The sequence below is a fragment of the Pseudomonas sp. Marseille-Q1929 genome (assembly GCF_017316265.1).
Taxonomy (GTDB): Bacteria; Pseudomonadota; Gammaproteobacteria; order Pseudomonadales; family Pseudomonadaceae; genus Aquipseudomonas.
On the sequence record NZ_JAFLWU010000012.1, the window covers coordinates 86,443 to 109,339 of the forward strand.

General features: G+C 56.9%; 20 protein-coding genes, 1 tRNA gene and 1 pseudogene. 7 read left to right on the plus strand and 15 right to left on the minus strand.

Annotated elements, in window-relative coordinates; genetic code table 11:
• Window positions 1–329: 329 nt before the first annotated feature.
• The 9 genes and pseudogenes from J1G37_RS15060 to J1G37_RS15100 all read right to left on the minus strand — a co-directional run bounded on the left by J1G37_RS15060 (window position 330) and on the right by J1G37_RS15100 (window position 10,595).
• Window positions 330–1,283: a D-2-hydroxyacid dehydrogenase family protein gene (locus J1G37_RS15060; protein WP_207042917.1), complete on the minus strand. Its 954-nt coding sequence runs from the start codon at window positions 1,281–1,283 to the stop codon at window positions 330–332.
• 27 nt (window positions 1,284–1,310) lie between these two features.
• Window positions 1,311–2,312: an alpha/beta hydrolase gene (locus J1G37_RS15065; protein WP_207042918.1), complete on the minus strand. Its 1,002-nt coding sequence runs from the start codon at window positions 2,310–2,312 to the stop codon at window positions 1,311–1,313.
• A gap of 44 nt (window positions 2,313–2,356) precedes the next feature.
• Window positions 2,357–2,479, minus strand: a pseudogene (locus tag J1G37_RS15070) (DedA family protein); the annotation flags it as partial.
• 128 nt (window positions 2,480–2,607) lie between these two features.
• Complete coding sequence (locus tag J1G37_RS15075; RefSeq protein ID WP_207042919.1) at window positions 2,608–5,829, minus strand: hypothetical protein; 3,222 nt, start codon at window positions 5,827–5,829, stop codon at window positions 2,608–2,610.
• A gap of 121 nt (window positions 5,830–5,950) precedes the next feature.
• Window positions 5,951–6,382 (minus strand): YqaA family protein, encoded by a 432-nt coding sequence (locus J1G37_RS15080; RefSeq protein WP_207042920.1) that lies wholly within the window; start codon window positions 6,380–6,382, stop codon window positions 5,951–5,953.
• Window positions 6,379–6,825: a DUF411 domain-containing protein gene (locus tag J1G37_RS15085; protein ID WP_124527643.1), complete on the minus strand. Its 447-nt coding sequence runs from the start codon at window positions 6,823–6,825 to the stop codon at window positions 6,379–6,381. The genes J1G37_RS15080 and J1G37_RS15085 overlap by 4 nt, the downstream gene beginning before the upstream one ends.
• A 97-nt stretch (window positions 6,826–6,922) precedes the next feature.
• Window positions 6,923–7,381 carry an SRPBCC family protein gene (locus J1G37_RS15090; protein WP_207042922.1) on the minus strand — a complete coding sequence of 153 codons (459 nt, stop codon included), beginning with the start codon at window positions 7,379–7,381 and terminating at the stop codon, window positions 6,923–6,925.
• An 89-nt stretch (window positions 7,382–7,470) separates the two neighbouring features.
• Window positions 7,471–9,465, minus strand: coding sequence for a methyl-accepting chemotaxis protein (locus J1G37_RS15095; RefSeq protein WP_207042924.1), 1,995 nt, complete (start codon window positions 9,463–9,465; stop codon window positions 7,471–7,473).
• Window positions 9,466–9,599: 134 nt separating this feature from the next.
• Entirely contained in the window at window positions 9,600–10,595 is a 996-nt protein-coding gene (locus J1G37_RS15100; RefSeq protein WP_207042926.1) for an aldo/keto reductase, read from the minus strand.
• 118 nt (window positions 10,596–10,713) lie between these two features.
• Here J1G37_RS15100 and J1G37_RS15105 point away from each other — a divergent pair, with 118 nt between their 5' ends.
• Both J1G37_RS15105 and J1G37_RS15110 read left to right on the plus strand, forming a co-directional pair.
• Complete coding sequence (locus tag J1G37_RS15105) at window positions 10,714–11,628, plus strand: LysR family transcriptional regulator (protein WP_124527648.1); 915 nt, start codon at window positions 10,714–10,716, stop codon at window positions 11,626–11,628.
• A gap of 140 nt (window positions 11,629–11,768) precedes the next feature.
• Window positions 11,769–11,963 (plus strand): hypothetical protein, encoded by a 195-nt coding sequence (locus J1G37_RS15110; RefSeq protein ID WP_017735715.1) that lies wholly within the window; start codon window positions 11,769–11,771, stop codon window positions 11,961–11,963.
• Window position 11,964: 1 nt separating this feature from the next.
• Here J1G37_RS15110 and J1G37_RS15115 read toward each other — a convergent pair whose 3' ends face one another.
• Window positions 11,965–12,345 carry a fe2+ zn2+ uptake regulation protein gene (locus J1G37_RS15115; protein ID WP_207042928.1) on the minus strand — a complete coding sequence of 127 codons (381 nt, stop codon included), beginning with the start codon at window positions 12,343–12,345 and terminating at the stop codon, window positions 11,965–11,967.
• Between the two features lie 225 nt (window positions 12,346–12,570).
• Between J1G37_RS15115 and J1G37_RS15120 the strand changes: the two genes are divergently transcribed.
• Window positions 12,571–14,859: an acylase gene (locus J1G37_RS15120; protein ID WP_207042930.1), complete on the plus strand. Its 2,289-nt coding sequence runs from the start codon at window positions 12,571–12,573 to the stop codon at window positions 14,857–14,859.
• Between the two features lie 212 nt (window positions 14,860–15,071).
• A tRNA-Cys gene (locus J1G37_RS15125) sits at window positions 15,072–15,145 on the plus strand.
• Between the two features lie 416 nt (window positions 15,146–15,561).
• Here the strand turns inward: J1G37_RS15125 and J1G37_RS29180 are convergent.
• The 5 genes from J1G37_RS29180 to J1G37_RS15150 form a co-directional block, all read right to left on the minus strand.
• On the minus strand, window positions 15,562–16,224 hold the full coding sequence (locus J1G37_RS29180) for a uracil-DNA glycosylase (RefSeq protein ID WP_207042932.1): 663 nt from the start codon (window positions 16,222–16,224) through the stop codon (window positions 15,562–15,564).
• Entirely contained in the window at window positions 16,221–17,357 is a 1,137-nt protein-coding gene (locus J1G37_RS15135; protein WP_207042934.1) for a nucleoside triphosphate pyrophosphohydrolase family protein, read from the minus strand. The genes J1G37_RS29180 and J1G37_RS15135 overlap by 4 nt, the downstream gene beginning before the upstream one ends.
• Window positions 17,358–17,360: 3 nt before the next feature.
• Window positions 17,361–17,993 (minus strand): hypothetical protein, encoded by a 633-nt coding sequence (locus J1G37_RS15140; RefSeq protein ID WP_242551597.1) that lies wholly within the window; start codon window positions 17,991–17,993, stop codon window positions 17,361–17,363.
• Entirely contained in the window at window positions 17,987–18,454 is a 468-nt protein-coding gene (locus J1G37_RS15145; RefSeq protein WP_207042935.1) for a TIR domain-containing protein, read from the minus strand. The genes J1G37_RS15140 and J1G37_RS15145 overlap by 7 nt, the downstream gene beginning before the upstream one ends.
• 147 nt (window positions 18,455–18,601) lie before the next feature.
• A complete protein-coding gene (locus J1G37_RS15150; protein WP_207042937.1) occupies window positions 18,602–19,099 on the minus strand; it encodes a toll/interleukin-1 receptor domain-containing protein in 498 nt (165 codons plus the stop codon).
• A gap of 289 nt (window positions 19,100–19,388) precedes the next feature.
• On the opposite strand from J1G37_RS15150, the gene J1G37_RS15155 reads away from it, so the two are divergent.
• From J1G37_RS15155 to J1G37_RS15165, 3 genes are all read left to right on the plus strand, one after another.
• Window positions 19,389–19,991, plus strand: a complete 603-nt coding sequence (locus J1G37_RS15155) for a TIR domain-containing protein (protein ID WP_207042939.1) — start codon at window positions 19,389–19,391, stop codon at window positions 19,989–19,991.
• Window positions 19,992–20,054: 63 nt separating this feature from the next.
• Window positions 20,055–21,671, plus strand: coding sequence for a CBASS cGAMP-activated phospholipase (locus tag J1G37_RS15160; RefSeq protein ID WP_207042947.1), 1,617 nt, complete (start codon window positions 20,055–20,057; stop codon window positions 21,669–21,671).
• 81 nt (window positions 21,672–21,752) lie between these two features.
• The gene (locus tag J1G37_RS15165; protein ID WP_207042948.1) at window positions 21,753–22,895 is read left to right on the plus strand and encodes a toll/interleukin-1 receptor domain-containing protein; all 1,143 of its coding nucleotides are present in this window, start codon (window positions 21,753–21,755) and stop codon (window positions 22,893–22,895) included.
• Window positions 22,896–22,897: the final 2 nt, after the last annotated feature.

A 22,897-nucleotide genomic window follows, 5' to 3' on the forward strand; every position in this document is an offset into this window, starting at 1 on the left:
GCGTACGTTCGCCTTACCTTAAAACTGGACCTACGGCAGAGTTGGAAAGTTTCGATTTTTTGCGGGGTTTTTGTTTTCGAACGGACCCATCGGTCATCAGTCTAGGACAGATCCTAGAGCCTGTAGGGTTTGTGAGGGATTTTTGTAGGACAAAAAACTTGTAACCTTATGCAGCCTTGAAAAAGCCTGTTCTGTGGCGAGGGCGCTTGTCGAATCGTCGCACCGTCCCGCTGGAGTGCGAAGCGCTCCCAAGATTTTTGGGGCCGCTGCGCAGCCCAGCGGGAGCAAGCGCCCTCGCCACAAGTGTGCGTGCGCTCCAGAATGGTGCGTCAGCCAAGCACGCGAATGGGCGCACCGTTGGCCCAGGCTTGGATGTCTTCGATCATCTGCCCATAGAACTGCCGGAAATTCTGCTCGCTCACATAGCCCACATGGGGCGTCGCCAGCACATTGGGCAAGCGGCGGAACGGGTGATCCGACGGCAGCGGTTCGTCGGCGAACACATCCAGTGCGGCGCCGGCCAGTCGGCCACTTTCCAGGGCCTGAATCAGCGCCTGCTCATCCACGATCGGCCCGCGTGCGGTGTTCACCAGGCGCGCGCCCGGTTTCATCCAGCCCAGCGCCTCGGCGTCCACCAGGCCACGGCTGCGGTCGCTGAGTACCAAGTGCACCGTGAGAATGTCCGCCTGTTCGAACAGCTGCTGTTTGCTGACCCAGGTGACGCCAGCTTGCGCCGCGCGCTCGGGCGTGAGGTTTTCGCTCCAGGCGATCACGCGCATGCCGAACACCTGAGCGAACTGCGCGACTTTCTGGCCGATGCTGCCCAGGCCGAGGATGCCCAGGGTCTTGCCATGCAGGTCGCCGCCCAGGCCAACTTGCCAGCCGCCGGCGCGCAGTGAATTGGCTTCAGCCAGCAGGTTGCGGGTGGAGGCCATGATCAGCGCCCAGGTCAATTCCGGTGCCGCCTGTTTATAGCTGTCGGTGCCGCACACCTGGATGCCCAGGGCCTTGGCGGCGGGTATGTCGATGGCGGCGTTGCGCATGCCGCCGGTCACTAGCAGCTTGAGCCGGGGCAAGCCTTGCAGCAGGGCCTGGTCGAAGGTGGAGCGCTCGCGCATCAGGCAAATCACGTCGAAACCCTGCAAACGCCCGATCATCGTGGCGGTATCCGCCGGGTAGTCGTGCAGGAAGTGCACCTGGCCCAGGTTTTCCAGGGCTGACCAGTCCACTACGTCACGGGCGACGTTTTGCCAATCATCTATGACTGCAATCTGTATCGACATTCACGCGAACCTCGAAAGGGGGTTGGATTAAAGGGCGTTCAAGCCCTGCAACAGCGCGTTATGAAACTGGGCGGGTTCTTCCATTTGTGGCGCATGCCCCAGGCCGGCGAACTCCACCAGGGTAGCGTGTGGGATCAGCTTGGCTACGTGCTTGCCCAGTACCTGATAGTTACCCAGCTTCGCTTTCACTTGCGGCGGCGCCAGGTCCTTGCCGATAGCTGTGTTGTCGGACGTGCCAATCAACAGCAGCGTAGGCATCTTCAGGTCTTTGAACTCGTAGTACACCGGTTGGGTGAAGATCATGTCGTAAATCAATGCCGAGTTCCACGCGACCAACTTGTGTCCCGGGCCGTTACTGAGGCCGGCGTACATGTCCACCCAGCGTTCGTACTCCGGCTTCCAACGCCCGACGTAGTAGGTATTGAGCTGGTATTTGCGAATCCCGTCGGCATTGACCTTCAGTTCACGTGCGTACCATTGGTCGACGGTGAGGGAGGGCACACCCAGCGCCTTCCAGTCCTCCAGGCCGATGGGGTTGACCAGCGCGAGTTGCTCGGTTTGTGCCGGGTACATCAGGGCGTAACGGGTGGCGAGCATGCCGCCGGTGGAGTGGCCAAGGAGCGTGGCCTTCTGGACGCCGAGTTTTTCCAGCAACTGGTGGGTGTTGGTTGCCAGCTGCTGGAAGCTGTACTGGTAATGTTCAGGCTTGCTGGAGCTGCAGAAGCCGATCTGGTCTGGTGCAATCACGCGGTAACCCGCCTCGCTGAGGGCTTTGATCGAGCCTTCCCAGGTGGCGCCGCAGAAGTTCTTGCCGTGCATCAGCACCACGCTGCGACCATTCGCGCGGCCCTTTGCGGGCACGTCCATGTAGCCCATTTGCAGGTGCTTGCCCTGGGACTGGAAGGCGAAATGCTCCAGCGGGTAAGGGTATTGAAAACCTTGCAGCTCGGGGCCGTAGGTCGCGGCGAACACCGGGGCGGTGCCCGCCGTCAGCAGGGTGGCGATGCAAAAAGCGCGTAAAGAAGGCATTGGCAAGGCTCCGGGAAGGGTGCCCGGATGCTCTTTGGAGGCGATTAAGTGGGGATTAACACCCACTGCAAGGTCACGGCGGCGAGCACCGCATAACGCAGGCTTTTGGCCACGGTGACCAGCAAGAGAAAGCGCCACAATGGCTCGCGCATCACCCCAGCCACCAGTTGATCAGCGAATGAGGCTGGCATACATGTTCACCCAGCGCTCGTACTCGGGCTTCCAGCGCTCGACGTAGTAAGGCTCAGGCACAAAAAAACTCCCGATGCAATGCATCGGGAGTCATTCGCAGTGCTCACTGTTTATACACAATACGGTACAAGTCTGAGCGGTTCTGCGGGTTTTCCTCAGTTTCTGTAACCTGCCAATCTAGCCAGTTTTGGGTTTGGGAAAAACCCTCCGTGTCTCTACTCCATGTTGTTCGACCGGCGTTAATAATGAACCCGTAACCACCGCCTGCAGGGAAACGTATGTGTGCCGTGCGTTGGTAGGGACGAGCGGTGCACGTTCCTGTGAATCTTACAAACCCACCAGCAGTACCGGGGTGTGACACGTATCCACCTGGGGGAATGTATTGACCCGCGGCATTGTAAGCTGCCGTAATCACAGGCTTGCCTATGATTGCCTGCACAATGACCCTCTTAATATTTGAGACGGGTGGAGGATTTCCGACAACGGCGCGTGCTTGAAAATCATAAGTTCCTTTTGATAAGCCTGAAATAGTTCTACTCCAATTGCCGCTGCTGGGGACATCGAAAGCATCTCTGCGAATAGCGCTTGTCCAAATCTCCAATTTGCTTAAAGGTTCGGCTGTGCCACTCAGCCTCACAGAACTAAGAGTCGTGTAATAGGTTTTGGTGAGCGCATTCCCACTGCCATCTCGAACACTGGTGATTGCCGGCGTGGTTACTGTGTTTTCGATGGTGTACGTTCTCAGGGGGAAGCAAGTTTCGTCTTCTCGATCATCTGTTTGAGCAAAATTTACACAGAACTCAATGTTGTAGTTTGAGTTGTTCTTGAGTACTTGGATTTGGCTCACTGGCGTGCGCGACATGATGCCGAGTCGTTCTCCATCTTCGCCAACCAGGTCACCGTCTAAGGTTGACTCTCGATAGGGCTCGTCGTCTGGAAATACACCATAGTGATCTAGCCGCATAGTTTGATTGCGGTTAATGAAGTGCCAGCGAGTGATCTCTGTTAGTTCCTCGCCAGATAACATGAGTGGATTTAGTGTTTGGCCAGGAATGCCCTGAATAGTTGGCGTTGGTGGCGCATTTAGCGGGCGCAGATTCAAATGCAAGGGGGGAGAGGGGAGCTTGCGGGTACCCCGTATCAGGTTATACCTTACGACAATGTCACTGCCATGCTGCCGAATGCTGGCACCTATGACACTCTTCGGCACAATGAATTGAACTGTTTTGTTGGTGTTGCCGTTTTTCGTCTCCCGGTAAGTGTCGATTTCGCTCCCGAGCACGCCTAGCCATTCGGCCATTATCAGGTCACTCGGCAACATTTCTATAAAGGATACTTTTATTGTAGCACCGTCCAACACTGCTTCAGGTGTCAATTTGTCCGGATTTTTTTCTGCTTCAATCACTTCCGGCACAGGCAAGTTGCGCAATGCCTTGCCAACGCTGAATATCAAAACCTCCGAGTGCAGGGTTCGGCCGCCATTGCCGGGTATAAGGGAGTAGGTACCCCGCATTTCGCCATTCTTGTTGGTGGTAAAAACTTCCTTGTCCACATTGAACGATACCGCTCTGCCTGCGGTGGCACCGTTGATATCGATTTCGCCACCCGTACTTCCCCCAGGGACGCTTCCATTCAGGCGCCAAACAAATGTATCTCCGGGAGCAGTGCGCATATAAGGTAGCGTTACGCGAGCTTGACGTACCAGATCATCGGGGTCCAAGTTGTAATCTTCATCTACCGCTTCGACGGTCATCTCTGGCATTTCTTTTACACGCTCGCCGAACTGCACGATAAGCTCCTCGGATTTGCGCACTGTCAGGGTACCTGCACTTAGTGGACCGATAGCCCCGTCGTCGACCTCGTACCACATGCGCACGTCGCCCAGTCCGATGAAGCGTTCAAACTGATGCTGGAATACAATTCGGAATCGAGTTGGAGGTGGAGGGTTACCCGCCAGTAGGGTTTCGGTGTATTCCACTGTACCACCGCCAACAAGGACTGCTTGCATGACGAGTTTGACACTGTAATTTCGGTTGTAGGGTTCGTATTCGGGGAACTCTACGGTAATAAGCGGTAAGTTCGGATCAATTAACCCGGCTTCGTTTTCCACTACGAAGAGTCGTGGCATTACTGCTCTTGTGCCAATGACCGGCACCCTTACGTTGCGGGATCTTGCCAGTTCCGTTGCGGCAGGGAAAAACAATTTATAGCTGAAGTTGACGGACCCACCGATCACTTCTTTGAAGTAATCAGTATCCACATCGGCAAATGTTGATCGACCAATCCGAGCAGGGAATCGATCCAGGACGACAACGTAACTCGTACCGTCCTCACGACTACCTGAAAATGTCACCTCGATTTCAGTACCTGTCGGCGTCAGTGTGCCGTCTGGAAGCCTTCTGTCCACATACACTTCGACCTGCACGTGGCTGCGACTGTAAACGTCGTGGTCGTACTCTGAAATATCTACCCCGTCAGCAAGTAGATAGGGTCTTTCAAGTAGGTTTGGGTCCAGGTCGGCCTCAAGGGGCAAGGCCTTTGAGTACCGTTGATGGTAGCCGGAAAAATTAAACACCTCGTCATGCACGCAGCACCTGTGCGACAGCAAACCGCTACCGCCAAGTATAATGATGCTTCCGTCAACGAAAATTTCGATTTTTTTAATTCCGCTTACATGGTCAGCGTCTATGACTAATTCCACCATTTTGGTGGGATCGCTGTTCCAAAAAAGCTGAACGACATCTCGTATCCGGATATTGAGGTAACGGTCCAAGGTAAACACGACACCTAGCGCCGCCCGCTCGGGATCCAGTATCGCCCCTGGGAGTTGCAAATCCGCCGGCAGGTGAAGTTTCAGTTTATCGTTATACGGTAGGCCAACCGATTCAGCGCCGCCGGGGCGGGTGTCTATTACTAACATCGTCCGCTTGGGTGAGGTACTTTCTGTTCCAGAGCCTCTTCGCTCGACACGGCCAAAGCAGTTTTGAACCAATCCCAGGGGAACCAGTTCGCGACGGATTGCTAACTGAAGGCTTGATTTACCAATGTCATCTTCACCAATTTCCCCCCACGCCAGGGGATACCGACCGCTCATGTAAAACTCGAATATGTCGCCGAGGTTCAGTGAACCCCAACGTTCGAAATGCACAATCAGGTAATTTTCCACGTGGCGGATACCCAGTCCTGCGTAGGCGTCAACCACAGGTTTAACGGCCCCACTCACGTAGGGGTCGTCCAGATCTTCCACTGAAACTTCCGGATCGGGCCGCATTGGCGGAGACGGAAGCAATTCATTCTCAAAGGGCTCACGTATTTTTTTTGACATGACTCATATCCCCTGCTGGTGAGAGCACCAAGCTCTCTCCTCAGGCAAGTGAAACGCTTTGTAGATATGAGTGCCTAGCTGTCAATATTGACATTGGCGACAAGTGGTTAACCGGCAGCGTCTAGAAGTACGCGTGTGTCATTAGAGCAACCACGAGATATCGGGCCAATTTTGCCAGGCTGACGATTACTAAAAACCGCCACAACGGCTCACGCATCACCCCAGCCACCAAGGTCAACGGGTCGCCAATGATCGGCACCCAACTGAGCAGCAACGTCCAATGCCCCCACCGCTGGTAATGCCGGCGTGCCTTGTCCAGTTGTTGGTCGCTGACCGGAAACCAGCGCCGCCCCTTGAAGTGCTCGACCCAGCGCCCCAGCCACCAGTTGACCAGCGAACCGAGAACATTGCCCAGGGTGGCAACCCCCAGCAGCAGCCACAAGCTGTAATGCCCGCTGAGCAGCAGGCCCACCAGCACGGCTTCCGATTGCAACGGCAGCAAGGTCGCGGCGCCAAACGCCGCAAGGAACAGCCCCAGGTAGCCGGCGATCATTGCGCCGGGTAGTCAGCCACCACCACATCTTTGCCTTCGCGGGTCAGGCCGATGACTTGATAGGCCTCGCTGCGGCCGTCCACTTCCATGCCCGGCGAACCCATCGGCATGCCCGGCGCGGCCATGCCCAGCAGGTCGCTGCGCTTGCGCAAGGCCAGCACCTGCTCGGCGGGCACGTGGCCTTCGACAAACTTGCCGTCGATCACCGCGGTATGGCACGAACCCAGGCGCGGGGCGACGCCGAGGCGTTGCTTGACGGCGCTCATGTCGGCTTCGACATGGTCGTTGACCTTGAAGCCGTTGCTTTCCAAGTGGCTGATCCATTTTTTGCAGCAACCGCAATTGGCGTCGCGGTGCACGTCGATGGGGATCAGGTCGGCCGCCTGGGCCAGGGTGGTGGTGAACAGGGCGGACAGCAGGGCCAAGCGCAATGGGGTTTTCATGATGGGCTCACACGGTGATGGTCGGGGCGATCATGACGACGTCATCGCAGGCAAGCCAGCTCCCTCAGGGGGGAGCTGTGGCGGTAATGTTTCTAAATTATACAAAGGGTGGGTTTTCCAGCCGATGTTTGAGCTGGTCCAGGGCAATCGCCGACAGTTCGATCATGCGGTCATGCAAGGTGGCCAGTTGCAGTTCTGTTTCATAGACCAGCACGCGCTTGAACAGAGTGCCGTCGCGGTGGGGCTGCAAGAAGTAGTGAATCGAGCCGTCAACGGCCAGGGAGGTGAACACGGTCTTGAATTCGCTGGGGCGCCGGGCGATCTGCACGCGGTAGCTCATGGGCACGCGCACGCCCAGCAGGTCGATGTACTCGGTGAAGCGTGCACCGACGGGGAGGGAACCGAGGGTTCCGGTGTCGGCACTGAGGGAGGTGGGGTGCCATTCGTGCCAGCGATCGGGCTGGGTGACGTAGTCGTAGACGGCCTCGATGGGGGCCTGAATGAAGCGTTCTTGACTGATCCGCTCCAAGCGGACCGACTGCTCGACAGCGCGCATTGCACACCTCCTGTGTGGCGTTCTTAGCACTGGGAACTGTCAGAATAGTCCGACTCCCGTGCTTTGCACGGGAGTATGCGAGCAATTGATCAACGGACTTTGAAGCGACTCATCAGCGCAATAACCCGGCCATTGGCGTCCAGCAGGCTCTGGGTATTGGTTTCGGTGGCGTGCCCGCTTTGCACCAATTCTTCGACCATATGGCGGATGTGCACCATGCTGCGGTTGATCTCCTCGGTGACCGCGCTTTGTTGCTCGGCGGCGGTGGCGATCTGCGTGCTGAGGTTGTTGATATGGCTGACGGAGCCGGCCATCTCGTCCAGGCCGGTGTTGACCCGCGCCGTCGCATCGGCCGCCGACTGGCAGCTGGCCTGGGTATTTTCCATGGCCGCCACCGACGTGCTCACCCCGGTGGTCAGGCGCGCGAGCATCTCGTTGATCTGCGAGGTGCTGGCCTGGGTGCGCGCTGCCAGTGCGCGCACTTCGTCTGCGACCACGGCGAAGCCGCGGCCTTGTTCGCCGGCCCGCGCCGCTTCGATGGCGGCGTTGAGCGCCAGCAGGTTGGTCTGGCCGGCAATTGCGCCGATCACGCCGAGGGTTTCGGTGATGCGTGCGGCGTCCTGGCGCATGTTTTCTACGCTATGGGTGGCGCTGGACACTTCGCCGATCAAGGCGCTGACGCTGTTGGAGGCTTCGCCCACCACCACGCGGGAACGGTCGGCGTGCTCGTTGGCGCGCTGGGTAAACGCCGCAGTTTCGGCGGCGTTCTGCGCGACGGTGTCGGCGGTGGAGCTCATTTCGGTGATGGCGGTGACGGTCTGGTCGGTCTCCGAGGCGTGGCGTACCAGGATCTGGTTGGTCTGCGCCGAGGTTTGCTGCAACTGCGCAAGGCCCGACGACATGGCGGCGGTGGCCTGGGTCACTTCGCCGATCATGTTTTGCAGGTAGACGATAAAACGGTTCACCGAATGGCCGATGGCCCCCAGTTCGTCCTCGGCGCGGATGGTGATGCGCCGTGTCAGGTCGGCATCGCCGGCAGACAGCGCGTCGATGTTGCTCTTGAGCGACTTCATGCGCTGCACCAGTTGGCGGATCGCGTAGACCTGCAACAGCACCAGCAACAACACCATGGGAATTTGCAGCAGGGCCAGGCTGCCCAACACGTCATTGCGCTGGGCGGTAATCAGTGACGTGGGCAGGGCAGTGGCGAGGAACCACGGCGTGCCTTCGATCGGGCGCATATAGAAGGTGCTGGCGACGCCGCCGTTGTCGAACTCGCTGCGCTGCAACCCCTGGTTGCGCTGGGCCAGGGCTTTGCTGACCTGGGCGGCAAACTCCGAGGTGCCGGTCAGTTCGCTGATGTTCTTCAACACCACCGGGCCGCTGATGCGCGAGCTGTTGCTGATGATCTTGCCGTCGCCTTCGACGATGAGCATTTGCCCGCCGATGTCTTTTTCCTTGCTGGCCACCAGGTCATTGAAGAAGCCCAGGGTCACGTCGATGGTCGCCACGCCGTACGCGGTGCCGTCGCGCTGGATGGCCATGGCGCAGTTGGTGCGCGGTTCCTGGCTGGCGTCGTCCTTATACGCGGCAGCCCAGGCGCATTGGCCGCGCGGCGAGGCGAGGCCGCCTTTGTACCAGCTCTGGTCGTAGTAGTTCGGCGCGGGGTCACTGTTCCAGAAGGTGTTGACCGCCAGCTTGCCCGAGGCATCGCGGTGCCAGAACGTGCTGTGCTTGTTGCGCCCCGGGGTGCGCTGGTTGGGCAACGGCCAGATGCCGCCGCCAAAGACTTTCAGCTCGCCATACTGATCCACCAGGCCCGGCAGGACCTTGTCGATGGCATCGCTGTCGAGCAGGGGAATGGTTTGGGTGATGGTGCGTTGCTGGGCCTGAACCTTGTTCAGTTCGCCCTGGATCTGTTCGGCCACTTCGCTGACGCGGTTGAGCACCACCTGTTCTTCGGTGTGCTGCAACTTGGGCGCGACCAACTGGCCGATGCCGACCACGGTCAAGACAAATAACACCAGGACGAACAGCACCAAAAACAGGGTGTAGCGGGCTTGGATGGAGCGCAGTGCAGGCATGGGGGTCGTCCTTACGAAGCGTTTATTATTCACGCGGCTTTGTTGGAGCTTCGTAGGGCTATCGGCTTGGGTGTCAGGAGCTTTAGGTACGTTCGTGCAAGAAAGTCGAGGCGCCGTTTGCCGGCGCCTGATTTTTATATATCCAGCATCGCCATGACCGCTTCGGGGTAACGCAGGCCGGCGGTTGCCTGTGCCGGGAAGATCGCTTCCAGCGCGGCCAATTCGTCAGGCGCGAGGGTGATCGACAGGGCCTTCACGTTTTCTTCCAGGTATTTGCGCTGCTTGGTCCCGGGGATCGGGATGATGAAGTCGCCCTGGGCCAACACCCACGCTAGCGCCAGTTGCCCGGCGGATACACCTTTGTCGGCCGCCAGCGCTTGAACCTGGTTAACCAGCAAAAGGTTTTTCGCAAAGTTTTCGCCCTGGAAGCGCGGGCTGAAGCGTCGGTAATCGTCAGCCGCGAAATCCTCCGGGCTGTTCAATGCGCCGGTGAGGAAGCCACGGCCCAGTGGGCTGTAGGGCACAAAAGCGACGCCGAGGCGCTGGCACGCCGCGAGGCAGCCGTTGTCTTCCTGGTCGCGGCTCCATAGCGAATATTCGCTTTGCAGGGCGCTGATGGGGTGGACCTTGTGCGCTCGCTCCAGGGTGGCGGCGGAGGCTTCACTCAAGCCCAGGTAACGCACCTTGCCCTGGGTGACCAGCTCGGCCATGGCGCCGACGGTTTCTTCGATGGCCACCTCGGGGTCGATGCGGTGTTGGTAGTAGAGGTCGAGTGTGTCCACGCCGAGGCGGCGCAAGGTGCCGTCGATGGCCGCGCGGATGTACTCGGGGCGCCCGTTGACGCCGCGCAGCGCGGGGTTGGCCGGGTCGCGCACAATGCCGAACTTGCTGGCCAGGAACACCTGGTCGCGCTTGCCGGCGATGGCTTGGCCGATCAGGCTCTCGTTGGTGTGCGGGCCGTAGATGTCGGCGGTGTCGAGGAAGTTGACCCCCAGTTCCAGGGCGCGGTGCAGGGTCGCGATGGCCTCCTGGGTGTTGGTGCCGGTGGTGTAGAAATCGGTCATGCCCATGCAGCCGAGGCCGATGGCGGAGACAAGAGGGCCGTTTTTGCCGAGTTGACGGGTGTGCATGGGTGCAGCTCCTGGGTGGGGTAGGTCGCTATTGTTATCCTCGACAAAACCTGGATAAACCGGCTAAAACCGCTATCACTATTCGTAAATTCCAAATAATCGACGGAGAAGGGTGCCTTTGGACCGTTTTAATGCGATGCGCGTGTTTACCCGGATCGTCGAATTAGGTGGTTTCGCCAAGGCCGCCGACAGCCTGCAACTGCCGCGCGCGTCGGTGACGGTGCTGATCAAGCAGTTGGAAGCGCACCTGGGTGTGCAGCTGTTGCAGCGCACCACGCGACAGGTCAGCCCGACATTGGACGGTGCGGCGTACTACCAGCGCTGTGTGCGTTTGCTGTCCGACCTTGAGGAAACCGAGGCGGTATTTTCCGCCAGCCGCCAGCACCCACGGGGCACGTTGAGCGTGGACATGCCATCAGGCATCGGGCGTTTTATCGTGATCCCGGCGCTGCCCCAATTTACCGCGCGTTACCCGCAGATCGAGCTGGAGATCGGCCTCAACGACCGCCCGGTAGACCTCATCCGCGAAGGTGTGGATTGCGTGCTGCGCGGTGGTTTGGCGCTGGATGAATCGCTGGTGGCGCGGCCTTTGGCGATGATGGAGCAGGTGACCCTGGCCAGCCCCGCTTACCTCGAACGCATGGGGGTGCCCACCTCCCTTGACGAACTGGTGGCCCATCACCAGATGGTCGAGTACGTTTCCAGCACCAGCGGCAAGCGTTTTGGCCTGGAGTTCCAGCTGGGCAGCGAACTGCGCGCGATCAACCTGCCCAAGCGCATCGCAGTCAACAGCGCCGATGGGTACTTCGCGGCGTGCGCGGCCGGGTACGGCCTGATCCAGGCACCGCATTACCACGCCATGCGTCAATTGGCCGAGGGCACGTTGGTGCCGGTGTTGGCCAAACTGCCGGTGCCGGAAATGGCGCTGACGGCGTTGTACCCGCCGCACCGCCAGTTGTCCCAGCGGGTGCGGGTATTTGTGGATTGGCTGGTGGAGTTGTGCGCCTCTCCGGGCCTGGGATTACGGCGATAACGTCTGCGTCAGGCAAGCCAAAGTGCGTCATCGCCTGTAACATGGGACCTTGCCGACCCTGGCTCATCCCTGGTAAGGGCGGTGTGCCTGGTATGTTCGGCGATACACAGCGGCTACATTCTCAAGATTCAGGAACTGTCATGACCCAAAAGCAACGTTTGAAATATTCGATTCTGATCGCCCTGACGGTACTGGCGACGATGTTTGGCCTGTCCTACCTGCAGAACATCGGGGCCATCAGTGAGAAAACCTTCCAGTACATCGCGATTTCCGTCGCCGTGATCGTGGTGGTGATCAACGGCATCATGCGGCGCAAGGTCAAGCCCAACCTCTGAGTCAGGCGCGGCCTTCGAGCACTTTGGCAGCCTCTGCATGGAGGCTGTAGCTTTTATCGGCATTGAGGGTGATCACGCCCTCGCTGCACAGGCGCTTGAGCACCTCACGCACGCTGAGAAACGACAACGGAATGCCCAGCTCCAGCAAGTGGCTGTGCACGCCGCGTACCCCGAGGGTGCGCTGGTTGTCGGCGGCCGTGAGCAGGGCGTCGATGACCTTCAGCCGGATCAGGCTGGTGCGCAGGCCAAAATACTTGAGCAAATGGCGGATCCGTTGGTTGCCTTGCTGTTCCGGCGCCTTGCCGAAGGCGTGGCCGCCGTTGCCAAACGTGGCCTCGGCGGCGGGTGAATGTCCATCCGTGGGCAGTTGCGAGTTGTACATGCAATAAAACTCCTTATCAGAGCCTGATCAGGAAAATGAGCGCTCTTAGTTAATAAGACGAACGAGCAGCCGAAATCATGAAGTTTTCGATGTGTAAATTTCGTCAGTATCGGATTTGTCACAGCGACAAAGCCTGCGCGTGCCTAAATTGTTCCCGGTCAATTGCGTCCTTACGGTGGGGTAGCTGCCCCTTGCGAGGGTGTTCAATTTGACTGTGGAGTGGGCGTGATTATTTCCAACGGGTTGTCCAGGGTGTGTGTGGCGGGTGTATTGCTGGGGTTGAGCCTGGCCGCATCGGCACGGGAGCAGGTGGCTCAGGCGTCGGTGCAAATCCAGCGCACCGGCTTTGGCGTGCCGCATATCCGCGCCAATGATGAGCGTGGTTTGGGCTACGGCATCGGCTATGCGTATGCCCAGGACAATATGTGCCTGCTGGCCAATGAAGTGGTGACGGTGAGTGGCGAACGTTCACGCTTCTTTGGTCCGGAGCAGGCGACGCTGGAAGAGCGCAACAACCTGGCCAGTGACGTGTTTTTCACCTGGCTGAATACGCCGCAGGCGGTCGCCACCTTCTGGAACGCGCAAACGCCGCAGATCCAGCAGCGGGTCGAAGGCTACGTGGCGGGGTACAACCGTTATCTGAAAGAACACGGCGCGCCGGCACAGTGCCAGGCCGCGTGGGTGCGCGCAATCACGGCTGAGGACGTGGTCAAGCTGACCCGCCGCTTGCTGGTGGAGGGGGGTGTAGGCCAATTCGCCGAAGCACTGGCGGGTGCAACACCGCCTGGCGTTACCGCTGGCGTACAGGCCAGCGCCCAGCGCTTCGAGGTGGCAGCGGCCAATCAACAGCGTTTTGCCCTGGACCGTGGCAGCAACGCAGTGGCAGTCGGCCGTGACCGCTCGTTCAATGGCCGTGGCATGTTATTGGCCAACCCGCATTTTCCGTGGGTCGGTGGCATGCGTTTTTATGAGATGCACCTGACCATTCCCGGCCAGTTGGACGTGATGGGCGCCGCATTGCCGGGCTTGCCGGTGATCAACATTGGCTTCAACCAACATGTGGCCTGGACCCATACGGTCGATACCTCCAAGCATTTCACCCTGTACCGCCTGACTCTGGACCCCAAGGACGCCACGCGTTACCTGCTGGACGGCAAATCCATCCCCTTGGATAAAACCACGGTAACCGTCCAGGCCAAACAGCCCGACGGCAGCCTCAAGGCCGTGTCCCAGACGCTTTACAGCTCCCAATTCGGCCCAGTGGTGCAATGGCCCGGCAAGCTGGACTGGGACAGTCACTACGCCTTCAGCCTGCGCGACGCCAACCTCGGCAACGACCGTGTGTTGCAGCAGTGGTACGCGATGAACCGCGCCGCCAGCCTCAAGGAGCTGCAAACCTCGGTGCATACCCTGCAAGGCATTCCGTGGGTCAACACCCTGGCCGCCGACGACCAAGGCCAGAGCCTGTACATGAACCTGTCGGTGGTGCCGAACGTCAGCCAGGCCAAGCTCGCCCAATGCAGCGACCCGCGCGCCGGCCTGCAACTGATCGTGCTCGACGGCGCCCACAGCGCCTGCGCCTGGGACATCGACCCGCGCGCGGCCCAGGCCGGCATCTTTGCCGCCGACCAGCTGCCGCAACTGGAACGCAGCGACTATGTGCAGCACTCCAACGACTCGGCGTGGCTGGCCAACCCCAAGGCGCCGCTGACCGGTTTTTCACCGGTGATCAGCCAAGACCACATCGGCCTGGGCCCTCGTGCACGCTTCGCTGTGCAACGCCTGCAATCCCTGGAAAGCAAGCCGATCAGCGTCACCGACCTGCAACATATGGTGATGGACAACGAGGTGTACCTGGCAGGGCTCCTCATGCCAGACCTGCTGGCGTTCTGCGCCAAACACCTGGGCGCCGACGCCGTTGCGCTACAACCGTTGTGCACCAGCCTGAAAACCTGGGACCAGCGCGCCAACCTCGACAGCGGCCTGGGCCTGGTGCACTTCATCAACCTGATGGACCACCTGCAGCAGCTTCCCGACGCCTGGCGCGTGGCCTTCGACCCGGCGCAACCATTGACCACGCCACGCGGCCTGGCCATCGACCGTGAACCTGTCGCCACAGCCCTGCGCGAGGCGATGCTTGCGTCCGCCGCCGACGTGGGCAAGTTGGGCCTGACCGCCAACAGCCGTTGGGGCGATATCCAGGTCAGCGGCCAAACCCCGATCCACGGCGGCCCGCAGGCACTGGGCATCTACAACGCCATGCAAACCGTCCCACGTGCCGACGGCAAACGCGAAGTGGTCAGCGGCAGCAGCTACCTGCAAATCGTCACCTTCGACGACAACGGCCCCCAGGCCCAAGGCTTGCTGGCGTTCTCCCTGTCCAGCGACCCAGCCTCCAGGCACGGCAAGGACCAGACCCAGGCCTTCTCCGAGAAAAAACTCCGCCCGCTGCCGTTCACCGACGCCCAGATCAAGGCCGACCCGCAGTACCAGCAGCTACAGATCAAGGAGTAGGGCAGGCACGCAACCTCTTGAAAGCGCTGCGAAATATTTTTGAAATCAAGGGGTTGCACGCATTGGCAAATACGTACATAATGGCGCCCATCGAACGCAACGAAGCATTAAAAACTTCAATGTATTCAATGAGTTAGAGTAGAGGCAGGCTTCATTAGCCCACTCAAGTTTGCATGCGGTGAGTGCCAGTGATTAGGGCATTGATCGTTTGAGGCCGAGTAGCAAAATGGTTATGCAGTGGATTGCAAATCCACCTACGCCGGTTCGATTCCGACCTCGGCCTCCACTCTTGAAAACCCCGTAGATTAACGTCTACGGGGTTTTTTATTGGCCGCAGGAAAGTGAGGTTTCTGCAATTGTCAGTAGTGTTCCGCAAGTGTGAGCAATGGGAGTGCGCGTGATCAGAGTGATGTTAGGCTGCAATCGTCCAGAAGCGGTCACTCACCTTTGGCTACTGCAGCCCAACCCGCAGTGTTCATTCCAAAGGTCAATATGCTTAATGGAAAAGGCCGAATAGCGTAATCGATCTATTCCATCAGATTCGGGAGCTGTTTTTTTTGAGTACCTCTAGCAGAGAAGCGCGACGCTAGAGGAAAAGCTCTACGCCGGGCGTCAACATTAGCGCAGGGCTACAACTACATCAGAGGCAGCTATCATGCGGAATTGAAACGGCAACCACCGTTCACGAAGAAGCGAAGCTTGTCAAAACAACGATCCAGTGCTCATGCAACGCCCATAGAGCTCCGATATCTGCTTCTGGAACTGGGTCTGCCCCCCGTAGCTAGGATGTCTCACACAAACCACAGGTACAGAATCTGTAATGCGATGTGCCGCAGCGGCAGCATCGTTGCCAATGGCCACGATGCGAGAGGGCCGTAGTAAGTCAATGAGCTGCTGGAGAAGCGCTTCACCTGCTCGTCTCTCACTCGCGTTGTGCTGCCGGTTTGTGAACGGATCTCCTGATTCATGCGGATGAAGAGGAAATACGTTCCACAAGAAGATGCGAGCATCAATGTTTTCCAGCATCCCCCATATGACCGCAGCGGTTCGTTCGGCCACAGCATTACCTATCGTCGGTCGCTCGGAGACTAGGTCAGGATTCCAACGTCTAGTGTGCTGGTTTATGTGAACATCGTCAGTCAGGGCTAAGCCTGTACGGCGTCCTCCGCGGTATCCTAGATCTCGTCCGATCCATATCGCATCTACGGGCTCCTCAGTCGCACGACGCAACATGGCGGACAGCGCGGCAGCACGGCGACGCGGTGCATCGCGTCGGTCGTGAATTTCACAACGATCAGAATACGGATTGAAGCAGTCTTCAAACTGCAGCGAAGCAACTGCATTAACAAATGGGTGGATCTTCATTTTTCAGACTCAAGCGGCATGTATGTGATGGTGCGTTGTTCTCGGTTTCCAATGATCCAACCACCTTGGTTCGCCTTAAGCTGGCGAAAGACAGCATAACCATCCAGAATCGCTCTCTCCCAGAGCTTCAGCGGGCATTTCGCAACTTCGTAACCAGCCACGAACTCGCCAATAGTCTTGAGAAGCCCAAGTGAAATTTTTTCTTGTTCCTCGAAGAAATTCAGCTCTTTGGCTCTGGAGAATATCCACGCCGAAACCCCTTCTTCCACGACGATGGCCCGACCACTGTCCTGTTCTTCATCATACCTCGGATGACTCTTCCGTTTGTGTCTGATCAATGCCCGCATCACAGGCGACCAGTGCAGGATTGCTGCGTAAGCAAAGTGAAAGACATCGTGGAATCGATAGCCATCATTATCGGCAATGTTGTCAGTCAGCGGGTCTCCAATGAACACCCCCTTCCATTGGAGATAGCTCTTGCCGCTTCCTCGTTGATTTACCCGTATCCTAAAGTCCCTAGGTAGCTGCTCTTCGATCCCAAACTCACAGTCGAAATCAAGGCCAGCTAAATCATCTACTTGAGGCTCCAAAAACGCGCCACGAGCCTTCCGAAGATTACCGCGAGCTACCTCCGAAAACGCAAGCTTGGCTGCGTGCATTGCATCCAAATACGCTCGTGCGAAAGAAACCAAATTAGTACGGGTGGGAGTGTTTCCCAGCAAGGCCGCCGCTGATTGTCCAAGAAGGACTAAGGTGGCGTCCAAGGAAGTGGTCGAGTCTACGGGCACAGCGATGTAAGCTAACGCACCCTCGGTTACATCACTTGCAGCTCCTACATTTCTGAAATTTCCGTGATTCGCAGCTTCCGCGAAGATATCTTCAAGAGGGATCTGCAAGCGTCTGCAGATTGCCGCTAAATACCAAAGAGTGTCGCCAAATTCTTCTTCTGCCGCCCTTCTAAAGCCAGGGTATGCAGTTCTCTCTCGAACATTTTTTTTGGCCGTAGCCATTATCCCACCAACCTCTCCGTATAGTCCTTGGAGGACTGGATTGAAGTCGTGCGAATCAAGTACGTCTGTAGCTGCGATTTCCGCAGCGTAATCTGATAGTAGGAGTGAGCCTTCTTTTTTCATAGGTCACCTGCGTAGATTCAGCCATTCGAATGGCGCGCTCTGATAATTGCGCACACCAAAACTACGAATCCACTTTTCAAAGTTCATAATCAGTTGCGCATCAGAAAAGGTGGTTAGCCCAATTCCTGTTTTACATATGTTGCGGCCTTGCTGGTCTTTCAACTCATCGGGAAACTCAGGGCCTTCGCCTCCGAAATACACAAAATCGTCGCTAATCAGAACTCTGTTAACACCTGTATCACGAGCCACATGATCCGGGTTGGATGAGCCATCTGGATGAGAGTGAAACGAGTCGCGCTGCTGCCAATCGGCCCCAACTGCAGCCCTGAAATAGATATTGTCTCCACAGCTTTGCTTCCGGCTACCACTACGGTACGGTTTCTTGGATTCAAACCTAGGATCTAAACAATATTGATCAAATGTCATTGCTTCAGTGACACGCATCGCATAAACGAGATGTCCACCAAGTCGAATACTTCGATCATTGCTGCCACTACCGACTACCCAATCCCCGACATGAGCTGTTTGACGGATTCTGGGTTTGCAAGTTGCAAGCGAACAATAACCGTAGAATGGGTTAGGTGCGAAACCACTGTCATACCGCACGACATAAGAATGAATACGAGCCATTAGCATGGATGCCTCTTCAATGGCACCTGATCACAGCCGTCACCATCAGGCTTCTCCCAAGAATCCTTCCCGTTGATTGCATCAACGATGGCATTACCACGCCATCCAACTAAAGCGTCTGCATACTCTTTTAGGGCACTTGGGAGGTCACATTCTTTCTCGCCATGCTCCCATACACCAACAATGCGCTTTCCCTGTTTGGCTGCATATTCAATTTCCCAGTTGACCCAATCACTGCTTTTGGTCTGGGGGGAAACGTAGCAAATAAAAACGCCCGCCCAGTTGATAGCTGGCGCAAGGATCTGTGTCTTTATGTAGTGCTCATCAGTGGCGTTGTTGAATTTCCCTGTATGAATGGAGGAATCTCTTACCTCCAGCCCTTTAGGGGCTAGCAAATCCTTAAGCTTCTGCAGTCCATGATCATCCTTGTGGACATGGCTGATAAATACATTCCTTTTCTCCGCCATCGGTCACCTCCAGTCCTTGTACATAGATGGTATTCTTCTAGGCTTTAATGTTTGTCCATTACGTCATAGTCACAGGTCCTAACAAAAAAGTAATACAGATCGTAGATGTTCCCTTTTCATGTTGTAGGCAATACAGGTAGGTTGAAATTAAAGAGTGTTGACCCACTTGCCGTTGCCTCGAGTGTCGTAGAAGGCAAGACCAGCGGCGCCACTAGGCACATCAATTTTGTGATACAGGTTCAGGTACTCGTTGCCATAAAAATGGCCAAAGTTGTCCACGGTGGGGACAATCGCGATGCGATCATGGGGCTTTTTGCCGTCCGCAAAGCCGATTTCCCAGGGGCACCAGCGTGACGTCATCGAGTTCTGCGTTGCAAGAAAGAGGAACCAGTCTGCGCGGATAATTGCTGCTTTGATATTGAAGGCCGTTTCAGCATCCGGCTTGTCGGGCATTGTCTGATCCTGCCAGTCAATGTAGACGTCCCAACCTTGACTGTTGAGCAGTTCTTGTAGGCCTAGAGCGAGTGTTGCGTCCTTGTGGCTATGGCTCAAAAAAGCTGTGGGTTGGCTGAAACGCTTACTGAATCGCCCTTGCATGGAGCGGCGTTGGCCTGCGTTAAGGAGATCTGACTGGCGAATTGGCATAATCAAGCTTTCCTAGCATTTTGCAAGCAAAGTGCCATCTTTTGATGCGTTGTTCAAGCTGCCTACCGTGTCTCAATTCAACATGTCTAAGCAGTGAACCACGCCATAACTCCTACCTGGCCATCATATTGATGTCGCCGGCGATTGCTTGGTGTAATCTTGTTGGCTTCTAACCCGCTCGATGTCTGGCGGTCTCACTTAACAGGGTGACCACAGACGACACATGCCAGAGTGAACTGCGGTCGCTCCGAAATAATGGCGGTGGGTTGTCCACGAATGGAGGCAAGGGATGGCACGTAAAACATTTTTTTCATTCCATTATCAAGAAGACGTTTGGCGAGTCTTTAATGTCAGGAATTGCTTGGTTGTCAGCAACGATCAAGCCGCGGATGGGTTCTTCGACGGCAGTGTATTCGAAGCTTCCCAGAAGGAAGGCGATGAGGCGCTCAAGACATTCCTCCGTAATGGTCTCAAGAACACTTCCGTGACGTGCGTGCTTGCCGGTCAGTACACCGCTGCCAGGCGCTGGGTACGTTATGAGATCGTGCGTAGCGTTTTGAAGGGCAATGGGCTGCTCACTGTCGATATCCATGACCTAAAAAACAACGCGAAGGAGTTGGGAGTTAAGGGCCAAGACCCACTGGCTGAAGTGGGTGTCTATCTCTCCAGCGGAAAGATTTATTTCGCGGAGTTCAAGGACGGTAAATGGGTGAAGTACTCGGACTACGCCGCCGCCATCCCTGCCTCTGATCTGTGGTTTGATGCCCCTACCAGCGACAACAAGGTTGTCAAGCTGTCCGAGCACTGCGTGAGATACGACTTCGTCGCTCAAAACGGCAGGGAAAATATTGCTGGCTGGATCGAAACCGCAGCGGGCTTGGCTGGCCACTAGAAATACGATCCTAGCCTTAGTGGCCCTCAGAAATCGACATTTCAGATCACTCAGGTATTACACATGGCAGTCACACAGCGCCTGGCCGGCGTCAGGATTCACCTGTCCGGGTCGAACAAAGAATTGCAAGCAGACATCGCTGATTTCGTACAGAAAATCGCAGCGAAAGTCTTCAGTGAGGGGGGATCCATTGTCCATGGGAGCCATCCTTCGTTCACTGAACCACTGCGCAAAGCCGCAGAGGGCTTCATCCAGGCAGGTGGGAGCAAGGATGCACTTACTCTAGTGCGGGCGAGGAGCTACTCAACGGACCAGTACACTGCTGAAATTGAAGAGCAGAGTGCGTTCGCTTCTGTAGAGATCGTGCCTGCAGATAATAGCGATGGTCCGGCCGCAGACGGCCTGACGCCGATGCGTGATTGGATGGCTGATCGTTCGGACGCCGTCATTTGCGTGGGTGGTGCGTGGTGGGACCTGAACAAAGCAAAAGCAGGTGTTCCCAATGAGCTGGATACGATGCTTGAGCTCGGAAAGCCAGCCTTTGTCGTCGCTGGCTTTGGCGGAGCGATCGCGGGTTATCTCAAAGACGACCCTTCGTTGTTATCTCGCCTGCGAAACGGGCTACCTCACGAGGCGAATGCGACCATTGCCAACAGCACATCGGTTGACCAGGTCGTAGGGCTGATTGTTGAGCAACTGAAGAACCTACCACTTGCCCGCCGGAACATCTCGCGTGGTCGTAACTTCCGCATCTTGGCGCTCGACGGAGGAGGGCTCAGAGGTACCTTCACTGCAGCAGTCTTAGCCAAGTGGGATGACATGCTCAAGGCCGGTGGTGGGAATGACCTGATTTCGCACTTCGACTTGGTTGCTGGCACTTCCACGGGTGCAATTCTTGCTATTGGGCTCGCCATGGGCCTGAAACCGCGTGAAATCCTTGAGTTTTACGAGAAAAAGGGGCCGCAGATTTTTCCGAAGGATCGGAAACTGCGGCACTGGCTCAAATCCAAGCATGACTCAGCCACACTTCGCGACCTGTTGACTGAGGTGTACGGGAACAAAACGTTGGCTGTGGATTCTCGCTGCCGTCTGGTGATTCCCACTGTTCGGGCTAAGCAAGGTCAAGCAGAGGCGATCGTCACCCCGCATAGCCCAGATCGCACCGCTTATCGAGATGTTTCAGCCGTCGATGCCGCATTGGCTTCATCCGCTGCACCTACCTATTTCGATGAAGTTGCCTTCGACGGGCCTATCGCACTGGAGACGTTCCTAGATGGAGGCGTCTGGGCCAATAACCCCATCCTCCCGGCTCTGGCGGAAGCGGTTCGATACTTGAAAATCCCTCTAGATAGGATTGATGTACTGAGCATCGGCACGCTCAGTAGCGAAAGCGACTTCACCGATCAGCTCGGAAAGGGCAAGGCAGGTTGGGCACCACACAGTGTCGATCTTTTTTTCGCCGCCCAAGAGCATGGTGCTCTGGTACTCGCAGAGAGCTTCCTCGGTCCGACACGTCACGTGCGCGTTAACCAGCAGACCCCTGTCGAAATCAAAATGGATGACGCCGAGGCTATCCAGGATATGGCGCAACGTGGCAATGAGGCTGGCAAAGAACACTTTGCGGAGGTGCGCTCCAGATTCTTTGGCGGCCAACATGTTGATGCGTGGGAGCGGTTCTGAGTAGGCGCGGGCGCTCGGGGGATAGTCTCTCGGCGTCTATTTGATTATTGGCGCTTAATCAACTCCGATAGTGAGGCTGTCATGTCATTCATCTATCAGCTAGCTGTCTTGGGGGCGCCCACGGCCGCACAAATCTTTGAGCTTGAAACCACCGTAGCAGATGCGGTTTCCATGTTCGGCTTGAGGTTGGGCCAAGATATCAGCTTGGAGATAGTTCCTGCTGCTTTTACTCCTCATCAGCAACGATCGGCTGCCGTTGTTTTTTTTGGCGGAGTAGGTGCGGATCACCCCAGCCTACCAAGCTTGCTGCGAGGTGGCGTTCCTGTTGTCCCGGTCGTGTCTGACCTAGATCGAGTTGCGACGGAAATCCCGGAAATTCTGCACCCATTGAATTGTTTGTCTTACGCCAATGGTGGGGTGAAACGTATCGCCACTGCGCTTTTAGAATGTGCGGGCCTGCTTCCGAAGCAACGTCGGGTCTTTGTCAGTTATCGACGAGACGAGGCCAGGCAGACAGCCATGCAGATGTTCGAGGCGCTCTCTGCCAGGCATTTCGACGTTTTCCTGGATACGCATAGCATCGCGCCGGCAGAAGATTTTCAGGCCATGCTGTGGCATCGGCTTTGCGACTCTGACGTGCTGTTGATGCTCGACACGCCTGACTACTTCAACAGTCGATGGACGGCAGCCGAGTTCGGAAGGGCGCTTGCCAAGGGCATTAGTGTTCTTCGAGTAGGGTGGCCTGAGGCCCAGCGGAACGCGCGCTTGGCAACTGCAAGCCTCGCTGAACTTGATGCGAGTGAAATAGATGTCATATCTGGACGGATTAGTGACCCCGCGATTGACCGGATCTGTCTTCAGCTTGAAGAAGTTCGCAGCAAGAGCCATGCGGTGCGAACCGTCAACTTGGTAAGCAATCTGCGAATAGGCATTGAGGCCATAGGTGGCGAAGTGATTGGCATGGGCACCGGCCGCGGGATTCGAGTACGTCTTCCCGACGACCGGATGGTTGTGGTTTACCCAACGGTGGGCGTGCCGACCTCGACAACAATGCACGAAGCTTCAATGAGCTCTCCTGACGAATCTGTGGCCATACTCTATGACCATATAGGTCTGCATCCCCAATGGCTGAGTCACTTGGACTGGCTGGGCCAATACATCCAAGCGACGCACTGGGTTAAGGCTTGCGAGGCTGGCTGGCAATTTGCAGACTGGAGGGCGTAGAA

Excerpts from the sequence above, each read along its gene's own strand:
- J1G37_RS15060 (WP_207042917.1), bottom strand. The coding sequence starts at position 1,283 with ATGTCGATACAGATTGCAGTCATAGATGATTGGCAAAACGTCGCCCGT.
- J1G37_RS15065 (WP_207042918.1), bottom strand. The coding sequence starts at position 2,312 with ATGCCTTCTTTACGCGCTTTTTGCATCGCCACCCTGCTGACGGCGGGC.
- J1G37_RS15075 (WP_207042919.1), bottom strand. The coding sequence starts at position 5,829 with ATGTCAAAAAAAATACGTGAGCCCTTTGAGAATGAATTGCTTCCGTCT.
- J1G37_RS15080 (WP_207042920.1), bottom strand. The coding sequence starts at position 6,382 with ATGATCGCCGGCTACCTGGGGCTGTTCCTTGCGGCGTTTGGCGCCGCG.
- J1G37_RS15085 (WP_124527643.1), bottom strand. The coding sequence starts at position 6,825 with ATGAAAACCCCATTGCGCTTGGCCCTGCTGTCCGCCCTGTTCACCACC.
- J1G37_RS15090 (WP_207042922.1), bottom strand. The coding sequence starts at position 7,381 with ATGCGCGCTGTCGAGCAGTCGGTCCGCTTGGAGCGGATCAGTCAAGAA.
- J1G37_RS15095 (WP_207042924.1), bottom strand. The coding sequence starts at position 9,465 with ATGCCTGCACTGCGCTCCATCCAAGCCCGCTACACCCTGTTTTTGGTG.
- J1G37_RS15100 (WP_207042926.1), bottom strand. The coding sequence starts at position 10,595 with ATGCACACCCGTCAACTCGGCAAAAACGGCCCTCTTGTCTCCGCCATC.
- J1G37_RS15110 (WP_017735715.1), top strand. The coding sequence starts at position 11,769 with ATGACCCAAAAGCAACGTTTGAAATATTCGATTCTGATCGCCCTGACG.
- J1G37_RS15115 (WP_207042928.1), bottom strand. The coding sequence starts at position 12,345 with ATGTACAACTCGCAACTGCCCACGGATGGACATTCACCCGCCGCCGAG.
- J1G37_RS29180 (WP_207042932.1), bottom strand. The coding sequence starts at position 16,224 with ATGAAGATCCACCCATTTGTTAATGCAGTTGCTTCGCTGCAGTTTGAA.
- J1G37_RS15135 (WP_207042934.1), bottom strand. The coding sequence starts at position 17,357 with ATGAAAAAAGAAGGCTCACTCCTACTATCAGATTACGCTGCGGAAATC.
- J1G37_RS15140 (WP_242551597.1), bottom strand. The coding sequence starts at position 17,993 with ATGCTAATGGCTCGTATTCATTCTTATGTCGTGCGGTATGACAGTGGT.
- J1G37_RS15145 (WP_207042935.1), bottom strand. The coding sequence starts at position 18,454 with ATGGCGGAGAAAAGGAATGTATTTATCAGCCATGTCCACAAGGATGAT.
- J1G37_RS15150 (WP_207042937.1), bottom strand. The coding sequence starts at position 19,099 with ATGCCAATTCGCCAGTCAGATCTCCTTAACGCAGGCCAACGCCGCTCC.
- J1G37_RS15155 (WP_207042939.1), top strand. The coding sequence starts at position 19,389 with ATGGCACGTAAAACATTTTTTTCATTCCATTATCAAGAAGACGTTTGG.
- J1G37_RS15160 (WP_207042947.1), top strand. The coding sequence starts at position 20,055 with ATGGCAGTCACACAGCGCCTGGCCGGCGTCAGGATTCACCTGTCCGGG.
- J1G37_RS15165 (WP_207042948.1), top strand. The coding sequence starts at position 21,753 with ATGTCATTCATCTATCAGCTAGCTGTCTTGGGGGCGCCCACGGCCGCA.